Consider the following 22,527-nt stretch of genomic DNA (forward strand, 5'->3'; position numbering starts at 1 on the left):
ACTGTTGGTCATTCGCCCAGGTAAACCTCGATCACCTTCGGATCATTCTGCACCTGCGCCATGGTGCCTTCAGCCAGCACGCTGCCCTGATGCAGTACGGTGACGGTGCTGGCGATGGAGCGAATGAATTCCATGTCATGCTCAACCACCACTACCGAATGTTTGCCGGCCAGGCTTTGCAGCAGTTCACCGGTGCGGTCGACTTCCTGGCGGGTCATGCCGGCGATGGGCTCGTCCACCAGCAACAGCTGTGGTTTCTGCATCAGTACCATGCCGATTTCCAGCCACTGTTTCTGGCCATGGGAAAGCAGCCCTGCGACCTTGTTGCGATCCTCCAGCAGCCCGACGGTGTACAGGGTTTCCTCAATCCAGGTTTTCTGTTCACCGCTGAGTTGGGTGAAGAGGGAATGCCAGGGACCTTTGGCGCCGTGCATGGCCAGTTCCAGATTTTCGAATGCAGTGTGTTCAGGGAACACGGTGGGCTTCTGGAATTTTCGGCCGATGCCGGCGGTGGCGATGTCCGTTTCGCTCATGCGGGTCAGGTCCAGGGTCTGGCCGAAAAAGCAGGTGCCGCTATCGGGCCGTGTTTTGCCGGTGATCACATCCATCATGGTGGATTTGCCGGCCCCGTTGGGGCCGATGATGCAGCGCAGCTCGCCGGTCTTGATATACATCGTCAAATCATTAAGGGCCTTGAAACCATCAAAGCTGACGGTGATATCTTCCAGATAGAGAATATTTTTACTGGCGCCGGAATCGAGTTGGCCAGGCACCACCGGGCGCGTGCCCTGTCGCATAAAATCGAATACCTGATCACGGCGAAAGGTTTCGCGCAGGCTGTCCAGTGCGCTCATGACGGATCTCCTTCTACCGTATTAGCCGAGCTTGGCGCTTTATCGCCGGAGGCGAAGCGGCTTTTTATTTTGTCCCACTTTTCCGCTACCAGCCCGACCAGCCCGTGGGGCAGGAAAACGGTGACCGCCACAAACAGTCCGCCCAGGGCAAATAGCCAGGCTTCCGGCATGATGCCGGTGAATACGGTTTTGCCGTAGTTCACCAGAATGGCACCGATTACCGCGCCGTACAGTGTGGCGCGTCCGCCCACGGCGACCCATACCACCAGCTCGATGGAATTGAGTGGTGAAAATTCGCCGGGGTTGATGATGCCCACCTGGGGCACGTAGAGCGCCCCGGCGATGCCCGCGAGGATGGCGCTGAGGGTGAAAATCCACAGCTTGTAATGTTCCGTGCGATAGCCCACAAACCGTGCGCGGGACTCTGCATCGCGAACGGCCAGTACCACACGGCCAAGCTTGCTGCCGGTAATCCAGCGACACAGTACGAAGGCGCCAGCCAGGGCCACGGCGGTGGCCATCAACAGCCCCACGCGGGTGGCGTCGGATTGCAGTGAAAAGCCCAGCAGGTCTTTGAAGTCGGTGAGCCCGTTGTTGCCACCAAAGCCCAGTTCGTTGCGGAAAAACGCCAGCATCAATGCATAGGTCAGCGCCTGGGTGATAATCGACAGGTACACCCCGGTGACCCGTGAGCGGAATGCCAGCCAGCCGAACACAAACGCTAGCAGGCCGGGCACCAGCAAAATCATCAGCGCTGCGAACCAGAACTGGTCGAAGCCTTGCCAGTACCAGGGCAGCTCACTCCAGTTGAGAAAGACCATGAAGTCCGGCAGTTCCGGGTTGCCGTAAACCCCCCGGTCACCGATCTGGCGCATCAGGTACATGCCCATGGCGTAGCCGCCCAGTGCAAAGAAGGCACCATGGCCGAGGCTGAGAATGCCGCAGTAGCCCCACACCAGGTCCAGTGCCAGTGCCAGCAGGGCATAACACAGGTATTTGCCCAGCAGGGTGACGGTATAGGCGCTCACATGGAGGGCAGAGTCGGCAGGGAACAATTGGTTGAGCACCGTTACCAGCAGGGTGGCGCCGAACAGCACGCCCATAAAGGTTTTTGCCGTGCGGTCATTAAAGGCGCTTTTGAATGTTGAATCTCGCATGTTATTCCTCCGCCGCCCGGCCACGTTGCGGGAACAGGCCCCGCGGTTTGCGCTGGATAAACAGGATGATGAAGACCAGTACGACAATCTTGGCCAGGACCGCGCCGGCCATGGGCTCCAGTAATTTGTTGGCGATGCCGAGGCTGAATGCTGCAGTGAGGGTGCCCCACAGATTGCCGACCCCGCCGAACACCACCACCATGAAAGAATCGATGATGTAGCTCTGGCCCAGGTTGGGGCCCACGTTGGTTAGCTGCGCCAGGGCGACGCCGGCTACCCCGGCGATACCCGACCCCAGCCCGAAGGTCAGGGCGTTGACCCGTTCACTGCGAATGCCCAGGCCTCGCGCAGTGGCGCGGTTCTGGCTCACCGCACGGACCTGCAAACCCAGCCGGGTTTTCTTGAGCAGGGTGAGCAGGGCCAGAAATACGGCCAGGGCAAAGAAGATGATGTACAGGCGGTTGTAGGTCAGCGAGAACACCGGATTGATTTCTAGTGCACCACTCATCCATTCCGGGGTAATCACGGTGCGGTTGAGCGGAGAGAAGATCACCCGTACCGCCTGTTGCAGAATCAGACTGACCCCAAAGGTGGCCAACAGGGTTTCCAGGGGGCGACCGTAAAGAAAGCGAATCACAAACCGTTCGATCAGTACGCCGACAAAGGCGGAGACCAGAAAAGCCGCGGGAACGGCAATCAGCAATGACCACTCATGGCTGCTGGGCAGCAGTTGCTGCACCACATAGGTGGTATAGGCGCCGAGCATGATCAGCTCGCCGTGGGCCATGTTGATGACGCCCATGACGCCGAACGTAATGGCCAGGCCAATGGCTGCCAGCAGCAAAACGGACCCCAGGCTCAGGCCGAAGAACACGGTGTCGGCAGTCTGGAAGGTCTCGATACGGGCTTCAATGCGGGCAATGGCTTTTTTCAGGGCTTGTGTTTCCTGCGGCGTATCGGCAGCCAGCAGGCTTGTATTGAGCGCGTTTTTCACCTCCGGGTGCAGGTTGCCGGCAAGCGCGTCGATGGCGTCCAGCCGTGTCGTCCTGTCATCACTGCGCAGGGCCGCAATGTTCAGGGCGGTATCAATCTGCGCGGCAACGCGCGGGCGGCTTTCCTGGTGGCGACGGGTTGTCAGTGCCGCCAGCATTTCCGGGTCATCGTTGCCGATCAGTTGGCCGGCGGCCTGGTAGCGAATATCGCTGTCCGGATCGTTCAGCGCGGCCAGAGCCAGCTGGTTATTGATCACGGTACGCAGGCGGTTATTGATGATGACAGGGCGTGCAGCCCGGCTATCCACCTGGCCGATGACCTGGCGGCTTTCAGGGTCGCGAAGTTCCCATTGGCCGTCTTTCTTGAGACCCAGGGCGATGGTGTCGTCTTTGCGATTGTGCACCAGCTCGCGGTTCATCAAGGCGTTCAGTAGCGGTACAACACGTGGGTTGTCCTGCTTTGCCAGTTGACGGATAGCGGCTTCTTTTTCATCAAAGCTGCGGCTGGTCAACCGGTTGATAATTTCCTGGAGCGTCAGGGGGGAAATGTCGATCCCATTCACGCTGCTCTGTGTTGTGGTCCGGGTCGGCGCTGTCGGGTCCTGCAGCGGCTCTTCAGCCCAGCTCACACTGACCAGCAGCGCAATGAGCATTGCGGTCAGCATTCGGCCAAATCTGTAACCCATGACGGGCTCCTTACAGGGCGTTAAATAATGAAAGCCAGAGGCCAGAGGCCTGATGAATAACGCAGGTAAGGCGGGCCTCAAGGCTGGCGCTATTTCCTGGTCATCCGCTGGCTTTCACGGTGTTCACATGTCTTTCTTGTAACGCGCACTCCGGGCGTTGCCCGGAGTGCGGTCAGTAGGGCTACTCGGCTGAAGCGCCGCCGCAGCTTTTGGTTTTGGTGTTGTAGTTGCCGCAACGGGTCGGTGCGGTCCAGTCGGAGACCAGATCCTTGGAGCCGGGCAGGAAGTCAGACCAGGCATCGCCTTTCACCAGGCCTTCGGTTTCCCAGACCACAGCGAACTGGCCATCATCCTGGATTTCACCGATCAGCACCGGCTTGGACAGGTGGTGGTTTTCGTTCATCACGGCGGTGCCGCCGGTCAGGTTCGGCGTCTGGATGCCGATCATGGCGTCAGCCACTTTATCGGTGTCGGTGGACTTGGCTTTCTCCACGGCCTTCACCCACATGTTGAAACCGATATAGGTGGCTTCCATGGGATCGTTGGTTACGCGCTTGTCGTCACCGGTGTAGGCGTGCCACTGATCGATGAAGGTGTTGTTGGCATCGTTGTAGACGCTCTGGAAGTAGTTCCAGGCAGCCAGGTGGCCAACCAGCGGGCCGGTGTCGATACCGGACAGCTCTTCTTCGCCCACGGAGAATGCAACCACGGGAATGTCTTCAGCGCTGACGCCCTGGTTACCCAGTTCCTTGTAGAAGGGAACGTTGGCATCACCATTGATGGTGGAAACCACGGCGGTTTTCATGCCCTGGCTGCCAAATGCCTTGATCTCGCTGACGATGCTCTGCCAATCGGAATGTCCGAATGGGGTGTAGTTGATCATGATGTCTTTTTCGGCCACCCCCTTGGCTTTCAGGTAGGCTTCCAGAATCTTGTTGGTGGTACGGGGATACACGTAGTCGGTACCGGCCAGAACGAAGCGCTCGACACCCAAATCGTTGATCAGGTAATCCACCGCAGGAATAGCCTGCTGGTTCGGTGCTGCACCGGTGTAGAAGACATTCTTGGACGATTCCTCGCCTTCATATTGCACCGGGTAGAACAGCAGCCCGTTCAGTTCTTCCACCACCGGCAGTACCGACTTGCGCGATACTGACGTCCAGCAGCCAAAGATAACGTCCACGTCTTCCTTGGTGATCAGCTCGCGGGTTTTTTCGGCGAACAGCGGCCAGTTGGAAGCGGGGTCAACCACAACGGGTTCCAGCTTCTTGCCCATGATGCCGCCCTTCTTGTTCTGTTCTTCAATCATCATCAGAACGGTATCTTTCAGGGTGGACTCGCTGATGGCCATGGTGCCGGAGAGGGAATGCAGAACCCCCACCTTGATGGTGTCGGCGGCCATGACGGCGCCGCTGTAGGCAATAGCACTGGATGCGACAACGCCGGCAGCCAGTTTCTTCATGGATTGTGAAAAACTCATGGTGTTTCCCCTTGCGTTTAAGTTGGCGTTTCCATTTCCGTGAACCCTGTCCTCGGAGCACCAGATCCGGCTCCAGCAATCCGGCCGATTCACTGGCCGTTGTTCCCCCGCTAGCCGTCGATTCTGTCGATCGAACTGGCCTCAACCGAGTGCAACTGACTGCGTGCACTGGCTTCGTGCAACATGTGCACGGTGATTTTTCTGACTTCGTTACGGGATTCTTCGATGTGAGCACGCAGCAGTATCTGTGCCTGCTCCACCCGGCGGTGCAGGATGGCTTCCAGCACCGCCTGATGTTCGTTGTAGGTGGCATCCACCCGTGGTGGCTTGGTGAAATCCAGGCGGCGAATGATGCGCAGCCGTTCGGTCAGGTCATGATGAATGCGCGCCATTTCGCTGTTGCCGGCGGCTTCCACCAGCTTTTCGTGAAAGCGTTCATCCATGCCGCTGACCACAGGGCCATCGTCAAGTCTCTGCTCACTGGGGACGCACCACTGGCTAACCAGATCGTCCAGCTTGCTCAGTTCGCCGTCGTGTTCGCACAGCTTGCGTACCGCAGCGCATTCCAGAATGGTGCGCACGTCGTACAGCTCCTCGAAGTATTTAAAATCGAAGGGCTTGACCTGCCAGCCGCTGCGATAGAGCACATCCACATAGGCTTCGCGTTGTAACCGGAACAGGGCTTCGCGCACGGGGGTGCGTGACACGCCCATCCGTTCGGCGATCTCGTTTTCGCTAAAGCGGTCACCGGGCATTAACCGGAAATCGAAAATGTCCTGCTTCAGTTGCAGATAGATTCGCTCTGCCAGGTTTTCGGTTTTTTTTGTCGCGCGCGCATTCATGTCTGACCCCTCATGCCACCGCGTCGGTATCGATGACGACGACCGGGTCGCCGGCATTGATGATGGCTCCAGGCTGGCAATGCAGGCCGGTGACCTTGCCGTTGGCGTTGGCGACAATTTCGAATTCCATCTTCATGGCTTCCACGATGACCAGAGGCTGGCCAACAGAGACCTGGGCGCCTTCTTCCACCAGCAGCTTCCAGACGTTGCCGCTGATTTCCGCATTGATCAGGTGGCCATCCACATCGCCAATGTCAGCGCTATGACCCATGAGCGCGGATTCGATGGCGGCATCCTCGTTTTGCCAGCGCGCTACTTCTTCACGGTAGGCCGCATCACGGCGTGCGTTGAAGGCGGCCATCTCCGGTTCAATCTCGGCCAGAAACTGGCGGTGTTCGGCCAGGCTGAAAGGCTCTTCGGTGATCTCGATGTCCAGATGACCGTGACGGAAGGCGTCGCGCATCTCGGTCAGCTTTTCTTCGCTGACCGGGTAGTAGCGCACCTGATCGAAAAACTTCAGCAGCCAGGGTTCGCCATTCAGGAACTGTTTGTTCTTCAGGTGTTTGTTCCAGATTGGCAGGGTGCGCCCTACCAGCTGGTAGCCGCCGGGGGAGTCCATGCCATAGATGCACATGTAGACCCCACCGATGCCCACTGTCCCTTCGGCGGTGAAGGTCCGTGCCGGATTGTATTTGGAGGTCATCAGGCGATGGCGCGGATCAATGGGCACTGCACAGGGCGCACCGAGATACACATCGCCCAGGCCGAGTACCAGATAGCTGGCACTGAAGATGATGTCGCGTACCTGCTCGGTGGAATCCAGGCCGTTAATGCGGCGAATGAATTCCACATTGTTGGGCAGCCAGGGCGCATCACTGCGGATAGTTTCCTGATAGCGCTGCACCGCATCCAGGGTGGCGCTGTCTTCGAATGCCATGGGCAAATGCAGGACGCGAGAGGTGACCACCCTCTCGTCCACGCTGCCGATGGTTTTTTCCCGTTCCAGCAAAGTGCTGACCAGGGTTGCCTGGTCGATCAGGCGGGAATCGTAGTGGATCTGCAGGCTGCGAACGCCGGGAGACAGCTCCAGAATACCGCTGACCGGGGTGCTTTTGAGGTTCTCCATGAGCGCATGCACACGCATGCGCAGGGCCAGGTCGAGCACGTTGTCGCCGTACTCGATAAGGATGTACTTGTCGCCCGCCTGGCGATAAACGATACGCGGTACGTCGCCCTCGGCATCGTGTTCGGCGAGCATGGTGGCGGACGTGCAGGCCGCGTTGTGATCGGCAATGGCGGGCTGTACCACCGGAATAACACCCAGATTCTCGATGGAGGCATCCTGGGCTTCTTCCAGTGCCTTGGCTTCAGCGAAGCTGATCGGCGAGAAGCGAATGCTGTCGCCGGGTTTGAGCTGGCCGACTTTCCACAGTTCGGCTTTGGCAATGGTCACCGGGCACACAAACCCGCCGAGGCTGGGGCCATCCTTGGTCAGGATAACCGGAAAATCGCCGGTGAAATTGATAGAGCCAATGGCGTATTCATTATCGTGCACGTTGGAGGGATGCAGGCCGGCTTCGCCGCCGTCGGTGCGAGTCCAGCTCGGCTTCGGACCGACCAGACGGATGCCCAGCCGGTTGGAGTTGTAGTGCACCTGCCAGTCGGCCTGGAAAAATTCTTCGATAGCCTCTTCGGTGAAAAAGTCCGGCGCGCCGTGGGGGCCGTACAGCACCTTGATGTCCCACTGTTGGGGGTAGTCGGGCAGCAGGTTTTTTTCTGCCGGGTGAGGGTCGGCTACCGGTGCGGGCGTGGGGCAGCCGGCCAGCTGGGGCTGGCACACGGCGAGTACGTCGCCCTTGCGCAGGGTGCGGCCACCGTGGCCGCCGAACTGGCCCAGCACAAAGGTGGATTTGCTGCCCAGATAATCCGGTACATCGATACCGTTGCGCACGGCAATGTAGGTTCGGCAGCCGCTTTCAACCTTGCCGGTGGTCAGGGTCTGGCCGGCCTTGATGGCAACCGGTTCCCAGAAGCAGATCGCGTGGCCATCCACCTGCGCGTCACACTGTGCGCCGGTGAGGGCAATTACCGTGTCGCAATGGAATTTCAGGCTCGGGCCCACCAGGGTGGCTTCGAGGCCGGCGGCGCTGTGATGGTTGCCGACGATGCGATTGGCGAGCCGGAAGGCGACATCATCCATGGGGCCGGATGGCGGCACGCCAATGTCCCAGTAACCGGTGCGGCCGGGGTAATCCTGCACGGTGGTGTAAGTGCCGGGGTCGACAATTTCGAACGCCATGGGCGTGTAGTGAAAAGTTTCCAGGTAACGGGTAGAGACGGTGCCGGCGATGACATTCTGGTCGCGCAAAATCTGGCGCAGATAATCCAGGTTGGTGGCAATACCGGACAGTCGGGTTTGCGCCAGTGCGGTTTGCATCTTCTCCAGTGCATCCTGGCGATCGTCACCGTGGACAATAAGTTTGGCGATCATGGGATCGTAATGGGGGCTTACCACCGTGCCGGTCTCTACCCAGCCGTCCAGACGAACGTTATCCGGGAAGGCGACTTCGGTGAGCTCGCCGGGGCTGGGCTGGAAATCTTTTAGCGCATCTTCGGCGTAAATGCGTACTTCCATGGACGCGCCCTGGCTGGTGTAGGCGTCATCCAGTGGTGGACGTTCACCACCGGCCAGCATCAGCATCCAGGCCACCAGATCCACCCCGAATACGGATTCGGTGACACCGTGTTCTACTTGCAGGCGGGTGTTAACTTCCAGGAAATAAAATTCGTCTCGCTGGTCATCGTAGATATATTCCACGGTGCCGGCGGAGCGGTATTCCACCGACTGGCCCAGGCGGGCGGCGCTGGCATGGAGTTTTTCGCGGGTGGCCTGGGGCAGGTTGGGTGCCGGGGTTTCTTCCACTACTTTCTGGTTGCGCCGTTGCAGGGAGCACTCCCGCTCACCCAGCGCCAGTACGGTCCCGTTGCCGTCACCGAAAATTTGCACTTCCACATGGCGGGCGCGGGCGACAAAACGTTCAATGAAGACGCCGCTGTCGGAGAAGAAATTTTCGCCCAGTCGTTTTACGGATTCATAGGCGGCCACCAGTTCGGCTTCATCATTACAGCGCGACAGGCCGATGCCGCCACCGCCGGCGGTGCTTTTCAGCATGATCGGATAACCGATATCGCTGGCAGCCTGTTTGGCTTCTTCCAGGCTTTGTAGCAGATCCGTGCCGGGGGCCAGCGGAACGCCGGCTTTCTCGGCCAGCGCGCGGGCCTCATGCTTGAGACCGAATTCCCGAAGCTGCTTCGGTGTGGGGCCGATAAAGGCAATGCCGTTGGCTTCACAGGTTTCCGCAAATTCTGCATTTTCCGAGAGAAAACCGTAGCCGGGGATGATGGCCTCGGCGCCGGTGTCTTTGGCGGCCTTGAGGATCAGGTCGGTACGCAGATAACTTTCCGCAGCGGTTTGCCCGCCCAGCGCCACGGCTTCATCGGCGGCGCTGACATGTTGGCTGTTGCGGTCTGCATCGGAATACACCGCCACTGAGGTGATGCCCATCTGCGACAGGGTGCGGCAGATACGAACAGCGATTTCACCCCGGTTGGCGATCAGGACTTTTTTCAACATCAGTGTCTCTCCTCGGCGTTTTTCTTCAGTTGCGCGATGTAATTTCTCCAGCCGCCCAGCGCGGTAATGTCGGTGGCGTCATCAATGGCCCAGGGCTCACAGATAAAGCCTTTCACCCAGCGCCCGTCGGCGGTTTCCAGGCTGCCGATTCCCAGTGGGGCGGGGATCAGGCCGACAAAACTGCCGAACTGTTTCACCGGCATTTGCCACAGTTCGATAGGGATGCTGTCGCCGCCGTTTTTTTCATTGCGGATCAGTCCGGGTTTGGGCGGCACTGTGTTGGCCAGGGCGTAGAGGCGGTAGCAGGGCGCGGTGTGAGTGGCTTCGAGCAAGACTCCGCCGCGTTCGGTGAGCTGGGTATTGAGTGGCATCCCGGTAAGGTGCGCGCCGACCACCGCAACGGTGATCAGGTCGTCGTCATCATCATTGGCCGCGCGGGGTTGCGGCTCCGGCAAGGGCTGGCCGGTGGCGCCGGCCTGCCAGGGCTGCGCCTGCTGCCAGCGCTGCCCGAAGTCGGCCAGTGCATGGTCCTGCCAGGCGGGGGCAATCAGGGTGACGCCGCCGGGCAGGCCGTCTTCACGGAAGCCGCCGGGCAGGGCCAGGGCGCACAGGTCCAGCAGGTTAACGAAATTGGTCCAGGTGCCGAGCTGGCTGTTCAGGGTGATGGGGTCAGCCTGCACGGCGGCGCGGGTGTAAATCCCCGGCGTGGTGGGTAACAGCAGGGCATCCACCGTTTCCATCAGGGCGTCTGACTGGCGTTTCAGTGCGGCGAGCTGGTATTGGGCGCGGAAGCCGTCGGCAGCAGTGAGGGTGGCGGCGGGTTCCAGAATGTCGCGAATCACCGGCAGCAGCGCGTCCGGGTTTTGCTGCAACAGGGATTCGGTAACGGTGAAGCGCTCGGCCACCCACGGGCCCTGATAGAGCAGTGCGGCGGCATCCTGTAGCACCATGGTATCCACGGTGACCAGGTCGGCAATCTGTTTGACCTGCTCAAGCTGTTGTTCCCATAACTGTTTGGCCTGGGTGTCCCCGAACCAGGGCAGGTCTTTGGGGATGCCCAGCGTGGGGCGTGCGGGCAGGCCAGTGGTTTGTGATGCCGGGGCCGGGCGACTGTAGGCATCGTCGTTGTCGAACTGGCCGATCACCCGGTATACCTGTTGGGCGTCGTCTACGCTGAGCGCAAAAATGCTGACGCAATCCAGGGTCCGGCAGGCGGGGACAACACCGTGGGTACTGATGGCGCCGCGGGTGGGTTTGAGGCCCACAGTATTGGTGAATGCGGCTGGCACCCGGCCGGAACCGGCGGTATCGGTGCCCAGGGAAAACGGCACCAGACCCAGGCTCACCGCCGTGGCGGAACCGGAGCTAGAGCCTCCGCTGAGATAATCAGGGTTAAACGGGTTGGGCACTTCCCCATAGGGAGAACGGGTGCCCACCAGGCCAGTGGCGAACTGGTCCAGGTTGGTCTTGCCCACCACGATGGCGCCGGCCTTGCGCAGCAGGCGCACCGCGGTGGCGTCTGCTTCCGGGGTGTAGGCAAAGTCAGGGCAGGCCGCAGTGGTGGGCATGCCGGCCACATCAATGTTGTCTTTCACCGCGAAGGGGATGCCATACAGGGGCAGGGATGAATCGGTGAGAGCGTTGGCCTGCTCGATCAATGAGGACTCATCCAGCAGGTGGATCCACAGGGCACGTTCACTGTCGTGAAGTCGTGGTGCCAGTTCTTTCATGGCCTGTACCGGGGTGAGATCACCGTTACGGTAGGCCGCCTGCCATTGTTGAAGAGTCCAGCCGATCATTTGTTTGCACACCTTTCTGTATACAAGTTGGTATGCGAACTTGTGCAAATGTGGTGCCAGCGACGGGGAAAATATTTAACGTGTTGTTTTTACAATAATTAATAGGAAAGACATTGAGTGCGGCTGGGCCCCGGGCGGAAACTGGGTGCGCTAACCTGATGCATCTGCGCTGTATCAGTGCAGGACTTGCACAACTTGCCCCATAGAGTGGGTTGGAGCGGATCGAGCGATTGATCAGGGATGCCGATGGCAGGGACAGCAAGGCTCTATTTCCACCGATTTGTTTGCTCTGGCATCGTGGTTGAACTGATTCCAGTGAGTGGATTCGATGTGGAGGAAAGGTAATGGATCAGCGTGCGTTGGTTGTGGAGGGCGGTGCCATGCGCGGCATTTTCGCCGCCGGTGTGCTGGATGCGTTTCTGGAAAACCCGCATCACGGTTTCGATTTTGCGGTGGGCGTCTCTGCCGGTTCGACCAACCTGATTGGTTACCTGGCGGGAGACCACGGCAGAAGCCGGCGGATCATCACCGACCATGCCTGCCGCCCGGACTTTATTAACTGGCAGCGCTTTATGGCCGGTGGGCATCTTTGCGATGTGCACTGGTTGTGGCATCAATCCCGACTGGAGGTGCCGTTAAGCCTGGAGCAACACTGGCAGGGAAAGGTGCCCCTGTGGGTGGTGACCACGTCGGTGGAAGACGGTGCGCCGCGCTATTTTGAAACTCGCCCGGATAACCTGGACGAAGTGATGACCGCGTCCTGTTCCATTCCCTTTGCTTACCGCGATTTCCCCACCGTCGCGGGGCATCCCATGACCGATGGCGGGCTGGGGGATTCCATCCCGGTGCGCTGGGCCTACGAGCAGGGTGCGCGGGATATTACCGTGGTGTTGTCGCACCATCAGGGTTACCGCAAACGCTCCAGTGCCCTGACGCCCTTGCTGAAACCCTGGGTGCGGGACATGCCCGCGCTGTATGACGCCCTGCTCAAGCGCACGGACAGTTACAACGCGTCACTGGACTTCATCGACAACCCGCCTGCAGATTGCCGGTTGACGGTGGTCGCGCCTGCCCCGGACTTTCCGGTAAACCGGTTGACCACCAATCCCCAGAAACTGGATATGGGGTATCAGCAGGGGCATCGGGCCGGGTTGCAATCGTTGGGGGTGGAGATGAAGCAGGCGTCGAGCGGCTAGCGACAAGTCTGCAGTCGCGCAGGCGTTTTTCAAAGGCTCCCGCCGCTGTCAGCCATCGTCTTCTTCGCAGTGCCAAACCCAGGCATCCAGCTCGATATGCTCAAGACCGCGAAAGTGGCTCTCCATCATGAACTCGCGGCGATCGCTGAGCATGCCGCGGTTGCCGCCGGCTTTTTTGATGGCCTTGGCGAGCTTCTTGTTCACGTTGTTATTGATCCAGGCATCGCTGAACAACATGCCCTGCATCTTGCTCCCCGACGACACCGAAACTTCCCCCTTTTCTTCGCACCCCTGAGGGGCTTCGCGGAGCAGTAATATTTTATCCGCCTGTGCCGCCAGGGACGTGCCGAGCAGCAGAATCATCAGACAAAAGCGCATGGTGTTTCCTGTTGTTGTTATTGCTTGCAGGCCTGTCGGGCCTTGGCCACGTTTTCCCGCAAGTGAACGGGATTGATGGTGCCGGCAATGATACTGCTGACGCCAGCGGTGCCAAGGATCTGGTTCAGACTTTCCTGCACCGGATCAGCAAGGGTGTCGTTGAGGTGGCCGCTGGCAAAGGCTTTCTTGATCAAAATACCTTTGTGGTGAGCGGCGGCGTGTTCGATAACCGGTACTTCATCATGGTGCTGAAGGTTGTAGGTGACCATGGCCATGTCGGCGTGGTCCAGGCAGGCAATGCCGCCAGCCACGGTCTTGGTGGACATGCCAGTGGTGCGCACCAGGCCTTCCTTCTTCAGGTCGTTCAGGGCGTCCAGGGTGCCCTGTTTGATGATCCCCATGTCATCGCCATCGGAGTGAACCAGTACGCAATCCAGGTAATCGGTGTTGAGTCGTTTCAGGCTGCGCTGCACGGAGCGGCGAACGTGTTCCGGGGAGAAATCGAAATGGCTTTCACCACTGTCGTTATCAAACTCTTCGCCGACCTTGGTGACAATGACCCAGTCCTGGCGCCGGCTCATCAGCTGGCCGAGACGAGCTTCGCTGTGGCCGTAGGCCGGAGCGGTGTCGATCAGGTTGATGCCCAGGTCTCGGGCCTGGGCCAGCAGCTCGGTTACCGCGTGGTCATCAGGGATGGTGAAACCATTGGGGTATTTCACCCCCTTGTCGCGGCCGATTTTCACCGTGCCCAGGCCGAGTGCGCTGACGGTTAACCCTGTGTTGCCCAAGGGGCGCATGAAGGACATGAAAACTCCTGCTAAAAATCTGTAACCACAGAGATCACAGCGTTCACTGAGAAAAAGGTTTCAGGAGCAAGCTGCAAGCTTCAAGCCGCAAGGCGCGGTTTCGTCATCTGTATCTTGCAGGCCATGCCCGCGACCCCTTTAGCGATCAGCGCGGGGCAATCATCTTGCAAATACAGAAAACACCGCCTCGTGTTGCAGCTTGAAGCTTGTAGCTTGCAGCTAATTGTTTAAAAACAACGATGCCAGTACGGCACGCCCATGGGGGCCTGCTCAAGCTCTGCCGGTACCGTTAGCGGTTCGCCGGGTTGCAGGCCGCTTTCTTCCACTAGCGCCATGATCCGGTCGCCCAGATCCGGCGCCAGGGTGAGTTTGGTGGGCCAGGCGATGATCAGGTTCTGGTCCCGGCGGGCGTAGGCATTGTCCGGTTTCACCAGTGCCTGTTGTCTGGGTTCGGCGCGGGTCACATCCAGGGTGGCGAATTCGGCGTTGCTGAAATCCAGCCAGGGGAACAGCTGCCGGAGTTCGTCCCGGCCGGCGGCCAGTTGTTCCTGATCGGTGCGCTCCACGCCCCGTTCCGCCAGATCGCCGCCCAGGTACCACACCACCTTGCCGTCCGGGCAGTCGTGAGTGGTGACGGTGAGCACCGGTTTGTTGCTGGTGCCGACACAGTGGGCGTAAAGCCGATGGCCCAGGTCGTGTTTGACCAGCACCATTTTCAGGGGGCGCAGTTGGCTGTTTTCCTGCTCCAGCAGGTGAGCCTGATGGGCGCCGTCGAGCAGGGCCGGGTTGCCATTGCCGGCGGCGAGCAGGGTCAGCCGCGGTTCAATGCGTTGACCATTGACCGTGACGGCGCGCAGGCCGTTTTCATCCCATTCCAGTGGGTCCCGTTCGTTGTTGAACGCCAGCAGCCGGTCGCGGACCGGCGCACTGAGTGTCTCGATCAGCGATTCGGTATTGATGACCAGGTCGTCCAGTTTGTAGACGTTGCCCTTGAAAGCCTTATTGGCCAGCGCGCTGGGGAAATGATCGCGCTTGAGCTTTTCAATGCGCCCGCGCAGCATCTTGCTGGCGAAAAAATTGGTCATCCGTGAGGCCACGGAGCCGCTGGACCACATGTGCTGGGTGTCACTCAGTACCTTCAGGTCGCGCAGGTCCACAGGGTCATCGCCGGCCATGGCGGCACGCCAGCGATCCGGCATGGCGGAAATGGCTTCGGACTCGTTGGACAGGTTGCCGCCCAGGGCGTACTTGAGGCCGCCATGGATAATGCCCTGGCTGGCCAGAGTCTGGTCGCCGCCGAGGGTGGCGGACTCCAGCAGCAGGCATTGGTAGCCGGCGGCGTTGAGCCGGTTGATCAGCCACAGGCCGGCGATGCCGCCGCCAAAGATCAAAATGTCCGGGCGGAGTGTGTCAGGTTTCAGGGTTGAGTCACTCATGGCTCACCATCGTTGAACAGTGCGGCTATGCTAGCATAGGCCAAGCCGCTAACACGCAAGCACGCGATACGCACCACGCCAAAAACAAGAGAGCCCATGCGAACCCTTTATTCTTTCCTCTGGTATTTATTGCTGCCCTTCCTTTTTCTGCGCCTGTGGCTGCGCGGCAGAAAGGCGCCGGCGTATCGTTTGCGCTGGAAAGAGCGCATGGCGTGGGGCTATCGGCCCGGCACCCTGAAAAACAGCCTTTGGGTACATGCGGTGTCGGTGGGCGAAACGCTGGCGGCGGCGCCGTTGATCGAGCGGTTGCTGGCGGATTACCCGGATGTTCCGCTACTAGTTACCACCACTACACCCACGGGTTCGGAGCGGGTGCAGGCGCTGTTCGGGGATCGGGTGACCCATGTGTACTGTCCCTGGGAATTGCCCACGGCACTGACGCGCTTTATGCGCGCCTTTGATCCGCAACTGGTGATCGTGCTGGAGACTGAGCTGTGGCCGAACCTGTGTGCGGCGGTGAAGCGCCATGGCGCAAAACTGATGCTGATGAACGGGCGGTTGTCAGAGAAAAGCTATCGGGGTTACGGCAAATTGCCGCGGCTGATTCGCCCGATGATGGCCCGTTTTGATGCGCTTGCCGTGCAGACCCGGGTAGAGGCCGAGCGTTATATGGCACTGGGTGCCTGGCCGGAGCGGGTCTACCCCATCGGTAGCGTGAAATTCGATATGACACTGGATACGGTAGTGAAGCAGGCCGCGTCGCAGCTGCGTGTTTCATTCGGTGATCGGCCGGTGTGGATAGCCGCCAGTACCCATCCGGGGGAAGACGCCCCGGTGCTGGCGGCGCACAAGACACTGCGTGCACAGAAGCCGGATGCGCTGCTGATTCTGGTGCCGCGGCACCCGGAACGGTTTGACGGGGTTGCCGATCAGGTCCGCGAGGCTGGCTTGTCAGTGGCCCGCCGTAGCCAGCAGGAACCGGCCGCCGATGCGGCGGTGTATCTGGCCGATACCATGGGCGAATTGCTGATGTTGTTTGGTGCCTGTGATGTGGCCTTTGTGGGCGGATCGCTGGTGCCAGTGGGCGGCCATAATCTGCTGGAACCGGCGGCCTGGGAAAAGCCGGTGCTCACCGGCCCGCATCTGCATAATTTCACCGCCATCGCGCAACTGCTGGATGATGCTGGCGGGCTCAGTGTGGTCGACAGCGGCGAAGCGTTGGGTGACAAGCTGCAGGCATTGATGAGTGATCCGGACCAGTGTACCCGGCAGGGCCAGGCCGCCGCTGCGGTGGTGGAAGCGAACCGTGGCGCGTTGGAAAAAGGGTTGGAGTTGATCGCCATGGAGATGAATGTCGGATTACGCCCTTCGGGCTAATGCGACCTACGGTGTGCTTGTCGCAGGTTGTGCATAAAAAAACCGCTAGCCGTTGCCGGGTAGCGGTTTTTTTATGGTCCGGGCGATGCCCGCGTGTTTGCGTCAGGCATCGGGCGTTCGGCGTCAGGCTGACCTGCCTCAGTTGATCGGCGAGTTTTCTTCCATCATTTCTTCACTCTGGCCTTCCAGATCCGGGTTGTAGAGATCCAGCGTCTGATCCGGGGCCAGCCAGTTGTTTACCGCCGCGAGGTCGCCTTGTTGCAGGTCGCCGGTGGTGGATTTCAGGGTCAGCGAGTTGATGATGTAGTCGTAGCGGGCGTTGGCGTAGTCACGCTCGGCGGCGAACAGGGCGCGCTGTGCGTTGAGTACGTCGACCACGTTACGGGTGCCGACTTCATAGCCGGACTGGGTGGCGTCCAGCGCCGAGCGGGTGGAGCGGATGGCTTGCTGGCGCGCCTTGATGCGCAGGGCGTCGGCTTCCACGGTGCGGTAGGCGCTGCGTGCCTGTTGCACGATATCGCGCACTGCCTGGTCATACTGGAAATCCGCCGCATCCGCACGCAGGTAGGCTTCCTTGCGACGGCTGTTCAGGCCGCCACCCTGGAACAGGGGCATGCTCACTTCTACACCGATCTGTCGATTCTGGGTGTCGAACAGGGAGCTGTTGGAGTTGATGCCTGAGGCGTTGGGATCTTCGTCCGGCGACAGGTGGGAGTGCTGGTACTGGGCCACCAGTTGTACCTGGGGCAGCTGTGCGCCGAGCTGGCGTTTGGCGGTGTTCTCGGTGAGCTCTGTATTATAGAGCGCTGCCTGCACCTGCGGGTTTTGCACCTTGGCCTTTTCGATCCAGTCGTTCATGTCGGTGGGCTGGGGGCCTTCCATAGGTAATTCATCGCGCAGCTCCAGCAGGGTTTGCCACTGCTGGCCGGTGAGGGTTTCCAGCTGGTCACGGGCAATGTCGTATTGCTGGCGAGCGACAATCAGGTTTACCTGGGTCAGGTCGTAGGTGGCTTGGGCTTCTTCCACGTCGGTGGCCGGCACCAGGCCCACATCAAAGCGCTCCTGGGTCTGTTCCAGTTGGCGGCCGATGGCTTTTTCTTCCGCCTTGGCGGATACCCAGGTGTCCCAGGCGCGCAGTACACCGAAGTAGCCCTGGGCCACACGCAGCACAAAATCCTGGCGGGCCTGCTCGAAATTGGCCTGCGCGATATCGGTGCTCGATTGTGCCTCTTTATAGCCATACCAGGCATCAACACGGAACAGGGGCTGGGTCAGGGTGAAGGTGCTGACTTCGCTGCCGTAGTTCTGGTCCACGTTGATATCTTCGATTTCACGGTCGTTGTCGTAGCGTCCGTAGCTGGCGGAGACGTTCGGGAACAGGGCAGCGCGGCCCTGTACCATCAGCTCCTGGTCGGCATTCCAGTTCATCCGCGCGGCGCGCCAGGTGCCGTCGTAGCTCCAGGCTGCGTTGGCGACTTCAGTAAGGTCAGCGGCCTGAACGGCACTGGCCAGTGAGGTAAGAAGAAGAACTAGGGGCGTTGCCGGGCTACGCTTCATTCTGGTGCACTCTTTTTGTGTGTCTGATTAATCATTATGGTACTGGCAAGTACAGAAAATTAACACTGCCTGTTTGAGCCAGTTCCGCGGTTGTTTGGCTATTGGGCGCTGGCGTATAGTGTCCGCCATTCCTGAATTTCCCTTATTTGCTTCTGGAGGCCGACGTGCCAGACGATCAGCGCCCCATCGCCAACGCCATTGACGAATCCTGCCAGCCTATCGCGGGTTCACGAAAGATCTACGTCACGGGCTCGCGCCCGGACATTCGTGTGCCCATGCGGGAAATCCAACAGCATCCGACCCCATTGGCGGACGGAAAGTTCGAGGATAACCCACCGCTGTCGGTTTATGATACCTCTGGTCCCTATACCGACCCGGACACCCAAATCGACATCCGTAAAGGGCTGAATCCTATTCGCTCAGCCTGGATTGATGAACGTGATGATACCGAGCAACTCGCCGGGCTGACCAGCGAGTATGGTCGCAAGCGGGCCAATGATGTGGCCAAGGCCGGCCTGCGCTTTGAGCACACCCGCATTCCGCGCCGTGCCCGTGCCGGCAAGAATGTGAGCCAGATGCACTACGCGCGCCAGGGCATCATCACCCCGGAGATGGAATATATCGCCATCCGCGAGAACCAGCGGTTGCGCGAGCATCGCGAAGCGGGTCTGCCGGTGGATCAGCATCCGGGGCAGAGCTTCGGCGCGGCGATTCCGGCGGAGATCACCCCGGAATTTGTCCGTGATGAAGTGGCTCGGGGCCGTGCGGTGATTCCGGTGAACATCAACCACCCGGAAATCGAGCCGATGATCATCGGCCGCAACTTCCTCACCAAGATCAACGCCAACATCGGCAACTCGGCGGTGACCTCTTCCATCGAGGAAGAGGTGTCCAAGATGACCTGGGCTACCCGCTGGGGCGGCGACACGGTGATGGACCTGTCCACCGGTGACAATATTCACGAAACCCGCGAGTGGATTCTGCGTAACTCGCCGGTGCCCATCGGCACTGTGCCCATCTACCAGGCGCTGGAAAAGGTGAACGGCGTGGCCGAAGACCTGACCTGGGAAATCTTCCGCGACACCCTGATCGAGCAGGCCGAGCAGGGGGTGAGCTACTTCACCATTCACGCCGGTGTGCTGTTGCGCTATGTGCCGATGACCGCCAACCGGGTTACCGGCATTGTGTCCCGTGGCGGTTCGATCATGGCCAAGTGGTGCCTGGCGCACCATGAGGAAAGCTTCCTCTATACCCATTTCGAAGACATCTGCGAGATCATGAAGGCCTACGACGTGACCTTCAGTCTCGGCGATGGCCTGCGCCCCGGTTCGCTGGCGGATGCCAACGATGAAGCCCAGTTCAGCGAGCTGCGCACCCTGGGCGAGCTGACCAAGATTGCCTGGAAGCATGATGTACAGGTGATGATCGAAGGCCCCGGCCATGTGCCCATGCACATGATCAAGGCCAACATGGATGAGCAGCTGAAACACTGTGGGGAAGCACCGTTCTATACTCTCGGTCCGCTGACCATCGATATCTCCCCCGGCTACGATCACATTTCCAGCGCCATCGGTGCGGCCATGATCGGCTGGTATGGCACCGCCATGCTTTGCTATGTGACGCCCAAGGAGCACCTGGGGCTGCCCAATCGCGAAGACGTGAAGGAAGGCATCATCGCCTACAAGATCGCTGCCCACGCGGCGGACTTGGCGAAGGGGCATCCCGGCGCGCAGCTGCGTGATAATGCCCTGTCCAAGGCGCGTTTCGAATTCCGCTGGGAAGATCAGTTCAATCTGGGGCTGGACCCGGACCGGGCTCGTGAATACCACGACGAGACTCTGCCGAAACAGGCTCACAAGGTGGCGCATTTCTGTTCCATGTGCGGGCCCAAGTTCTGCTCCATGAAGATCAGCCAGGAAGTCCGCGAGATCTACGGTGACGGCACCGCCCAGGTGGCCCAGGCCGAAGCGGGCATGGAAGAAAAATCCAAGGAGTTCCGCGAGCAGGGCTCCGCGCTTTATCACGAGGCCCATGAGTAATCAGTCGCTGACACCGCCATTCGGCCCGCAGGATGTGGAAGTGCTGGAACGGGAGACGCCGTTCCAGGGCTTCTTCCGGGTGGATACGCTGACCTTGCGTCACAAGCATTACAACGGTGGCTGGGGAGAGCCCGTCCGCCGGGAGCTGTTTGTGCGCCCGCCGGCGGCGGCGGTGTTGCCCTATGATCCGGTGCGCGGCGAGATTCTGCTGGTGGAGCAGTTTCGCGTCGGCGCGCTGGAGTGGCGGGATACGCCCTGGTGCCTGGAATTGATTGCCGGCATCGCTGACAAGGATGGAGAAAGTGCCGCCGACCTGATTCGCCGTGAGGCGGTGGAAGAGGCCGGGCTGACCCTGGGCACCATGGAGCCGATCGCGGCCTACATGCCCAGCCCCGGTGGCACCAACGAGCGCCTGCAGGTGTTCGTGGGCCATGCCGACCTGGCCGGCGCTGGCGGTATTTTCGGTTGCCCGGACGAGGGCGAAGACATTCGCGCGGTCACCGTGAGCGCCAATGACATTCCAGCGCTGCTGGAGAGCGGGAAGGTGGACAACGCCGCGTCGCTGATCGCCCTGCAGTGGTTGCTGTTGAACCGTGACCGGCTGGATGCAAGCTGGGGCGGACAATGAGCCGTCGCGAGCGTTACCGGCTGGATTTCCGTGCGCTGATGACCCAGTGCGAGGAAAACTATGCGCGGCTGTTGCCGTTGATGAAGGCGCTGGGTGAGCGCGACAGCATGGCGGTGGACGTGGGGCATGACCTGCATCCCCATACCCTGCAGATGCGTGTGCTGGAGCGCTCCCCCTACACCACTACCGTGCGCCTGGAAGACCAGGAATTGCTGGAAACCTTGCCGGCATCCCGGCTCACCGTGCGCATGTACCACGATGCGCGACTGGCAGAAGTCACTGAAGCGCGGCCTTTTCGGCGGGTCAATGCCCGTTACGCCTACCCCAACCGCAACATGCATCAGCGTGACGAGAAGGTGCAGTGGAACCGGTTTCTGGCGGAATGGCTACGCCACCTCCATGACCACGGCCGCGACAGTGGCCAGGCCTGGCGGCAGCAGGTCACCGGTAGCTAGCCTCTGAGCATGCAAGGCGTTATTCAGCGGTTCCCTGGGCCCTGCCACTCTCTGGACACAGAATCAACCCGCCCTGCGGCTTCTTCGTGGAGAAATGGTAACCAATTCCAGCTCTTGGACCTGTTTCCTAGAAAAGTGCCATCATCTTGGTTATAAGTGACGTGACGCGCAGTTCCACAGTACTGGGGAGTACAGGGAGGAGCTGCAGGATAGATGGGACCCTAATAAACGGTTACGGGAGCGGGGATCTTGACGCAGCAGTTGCAGCCCCTTCGAGTCGTGCAGTTGTCAGACTGCCATTTGTTTGCCGATCCACAAGGCAAGCTGCTGGGTTTGAATACCCAGTTCAGTCTGGACAAGGTGCTGGAGCTGATTCGCAAGGAACAACCCAATCCGGATTTGATTCTGGCCACCGGGGACCTGTCCCAGGATGCCTCCTACGAATCCTACGAGCGCCTGGATCGCGCTCTGTCCGGTTTCGATGTGCCGGTTTACTGGCTGGAAGGCAATCACGACAAGCCCGCGCCCATGTTGCAGGCGCTGGAAGCCCACCGCGAAAAAATGAGTCCGTGCGTGCTGAATGTGGGCAACTGGACCATTGTCATGCTGGACTCCACCATTCCCGGTGAAGTGCCCGGCGATCTGTTCGATGAAGACCTGAAATTTCTCGATACCGCCCTGCGAGACGCCACCGGTGAACACCTGATGGTGTGCCTGCATCACCACCCGGTACCGATGGAGTGCACCTGGCTGGACACCCAGGTGGTGGGCAGTGCCGACCAGTTTTTCCAGGTCATCGACCGCCATGAGCGGATGCGCGCCATTATCTGGGGGCATGTGCACCAGGAGTATGACGCGCACCGCAACGGGGTGCGGATGATGGCGGTGCCCAGCACCTGTGTGCAGTTCAAGCCCAAGAGTGAAGACTTTGCCGTGGACGATGCCAATCCCGGCTACCGTTGGCTGGATTTGCACCCGGATGGCCAGATCGACACAGGGGTGAGCCGGGTGGAAGGCATCACCTTCGAGGTGGATTTCACGGTCAAAGGTTATTGAGTGTCGAGTTGAAAGTTTAAAGTTGAAACGCGAAGACAGGTAGCCGTGACATTGGCAGGCCCTTTCTCCGCGTTGCCAGAGGGGCAGAATCGCGGGCACGGTCGAGCGATTGCACGCGCTTTTCAACTTTAAACTTTCAACTTGCAACTCCTCCC

17 protein-coding genes are annotated in these 22,527 nt (G+C 59.9%); 6 read left to right on the plus strand and 11 right to left on the minus strand.

The genetic code is table 11. The features are described from left to right. Positions 1–8 precede the first annotated feature (8 nt). The 7 genes from urtD to atzF form a co-directional block, all read right to left on the minus strand. Entirely contained in the window at positions 9–854 is an 846-nt protein-coding gene (gene urtD / locus ADG881_RS12615; RefSeq protein ID WP_007149175.1) for an urea ABC transporter ATP-binding protein UrtD, read from the minus strand. Further along, on the minus strand, positions 851–2,011 hold the full coding sequence (gene urtC, locus ADG881_RS12620) for an urea ABC transporter permease subunit UrtC (RefSeq protein WP_007149323.1): 1,161 nt from the start codon (positions 2,009–2,011) through the stop codon (positions 851–853). The genes urtD and urtC overlap by 4 nt, the downstream gene beginning before the upstream one ends. A gap of 1 nt (position 2,012) precedes the next feature. After that, positions 2,013–3,689 carry an urea ABC transporter permease subunit UrtB gene (gene urtB / locus ADG881_RS12625; protein ID WP_039926748.1) on the minus strand — a complete coding sequence of 559 codons (1,677 nt, stop codon included), beginning with the start codon at positions 3,687–3,689 and terminating at the stop codon, positions 2,013–2,015. Positions 3,690–3,870: 181 nt separating this feature from the next. Further along, positions 3,871–5,169: an urea ABC transporter substrate-binding protein gene (urtA, locus tag ADG881_RS12630; protein WP_007149173.1), complete on the minus strand. Its 1,299-nt coding sequence runs from the start codon at positions 5,167–5,169 to the stop codon at positions 3,871–3,873. 110 nt (positions 5,170–5,279) lie between these two features. Beyond that, positions 5,280–6,011, minus strand: a complete 732-nt coding sequence (locus tag ADG881_RS12635) for a GntR family transcriptional regulator (RefSeq protein WP_007151420.1) — start codon at positions 6,009–6,011, stop codon at positions 5,280–5,282. Between the two features lie 10 nt (positions 6,012–6,021). After that, entirely contained in the window at positions 6,022–9,645 is a 3,624-nt protein-coding gene (gene uca, locus ADG881_RS12640; protein WP_007148409.1) for an urea carboxylase, read from the minus strand. Beyond that, the gene (atzF, locus tag ADG881_RS12645; RefSeq protein WP_007150243.1) at positions 9,645–11,444 is read right to left on the minus strand and encodes an allophanate hydrolase; all 1,800 of its coding nucleotides are present in this window, start codon (positions 11,442–11,444) and stop codon (positions 9,645–9,647) included. The genes uca and atzF overlap by 1 nt, the downstream gene beginning before the upstream one ends. 344 nt (positions 11,445–11,788) lie before the next feature. On the opposite strand from atzF, the gene ADG881_RS12650 reads away from it, so the two are divergent. After that, entirely contained in the window at positions 11,789–12,640 is an 852-nt protein-coding gene (locus ADG881_RS12650) for a patatin family protein (RefSeq protein ID WP_007151441.1), read from the plus strand. A gap of 48 nt (positions 12,641–12,688) precedes the next feature. On the opposite strand, the gene ADG881_RS12655 is transcribed toward ADG881_RS12650, so the two are convergent. The 3 genes from ADG881_RS12655 to ADG881_RS12665 form a co-directional block, all read right to left on the minus strand. Beyond that, positions 12,689–13,018: a hypothetical protein gene (locus ADG881_RS12655; protein ID WP_007150832.1), complete on the minus strand. Its 330-nt coding sequence runs from the start codon at positions 13,016–13,018 to the stop codon at positions 12,689–12,691. Positions 13,019–13,035: 17 nt separating this feature from the next. Further along, positions 13,036–13,824, minus strand: coding sequence for an aldo/keto reductase (locus ADG881_RS12660; protein ID WP_007149502.1), 789 nt, complete (start codon positions 13,822–13,824; stop codon positions 13,036–13,038). 227 nt (positions 13,825–14,051) lie between these two features. Further along, entirely contained in the window at positions 14,052–15,260 is a 1,209-nt protein-coding gene (locus tag ADG881_RS12665) for an FAD-dependent oxidoreductase (protein ID WP_007148696.1), read from the minus strand. A 96-nt stretch (positions 15,261–15,356) separates the two neighbouring features. On the opposite strand from ADG881_RS12665, the gene waaA reads away from it, so the two are divergent. Then, positions 15,357–16,637: a lipid IV(A) 3-deoxy-D-manno-octulosonic acid transferase gene (gene waaA / locus ADG881_RS12670; protein ID WP_007149402.1), complete on the plus strand. Its 1,281-nt coding sequence runs from the start codon at positions 15,357–15,359 to the stop codon at positions 16,635–16,637. A gap of 138 nt (positions 16,638–16,775) precedes the next feature. Here the strand turns inward: waaA and ADG881_RS12675 are convergent, their stop codons facing one another. Beyond that, positions 16,776–18,194: a TolC family outer membrane protein gene (locus tag ADG881_RS12675; protein ID WP_007150139.1), complete on the minus strand. Its 1,419-nt coding sequence runs from the start codon at positions 18,192–18,194 to the stop codon at positions 16,776–16,778. A gap of 164 nt (positions 18,195–18,358) precedes the next feature. Here ADG881_RS12675 and thiC point away from each other — a divergent pair, with 164 nt between their 5' ends. The 4 genes from thiC to cpdA all read left to right on the plus strand — a co-directional run bounded on the left by thiC (position 18,359) and on the right by cpdA (position 22,372). Next, the gene (gene thiC, locus ADG881_RS12680) at positions 18,359–20,233 is read left to right on the plus strand and encodes a phosphomethylpyrimidine synthase ThiC (protein WP_007148568.1); all 1,875 of its coding nucleotides are present in this window, start codon (positions 18,359–18,361) and stop codon (positions 20,231–20,233) included. Beyond that, positions 20,226–20,861 (plus strand): NUDIX domain-containing protein, encoded by a 636-nt coding sequence (locus ADG881_RS12685; protein WP_007150975.1) that lies wholly within the window; start codon positions 20,226–20,228, stop codon positions 20,859–20,861. The genes thiC and ADG881_RS12685 overlap by 8 nt, the downstream gene beginning before the upstream one ends. Beyond that, a complete protein-coding gene (locus ADG881_RS12690) occupies positions 20,858–21,316 on the plus strand; it encodes a DUF1249 domain-containing protein (protein ID WP_007148940.1) in 459 nt (152 codons plus the stop codon). The genes ADG881_RS12685 and ADG881_RS12690 overlap by 4 nt, the downstream gene beginning before the upstream one ends. Positions 21,317–21,565: 249 nt before the next feature. Then, positions 21,566–22,372: a 3',5'-cyclic-AMP phosphodiesterase gene (gene cpdA, locus ADG881_RS12695; protein ID WP_039926751.1), complete on the plus strand. Its 807-nt coding sequence runs from the start codon at positions 21,566–21,568 to the stop codon at positions 22,370–22,372. Positions 22,373–22,527 lie beyond the last annotated feature (155 nt).

This window comes from Alcanivorax sp. DG881, assembly GCF_000155615.1.
Classification (GTDB): Bacteria; Pseudomonadota; Gammaproteobacteria; order Pseudomonadales; family Alcanivoracaceae; genus Alcanivorax.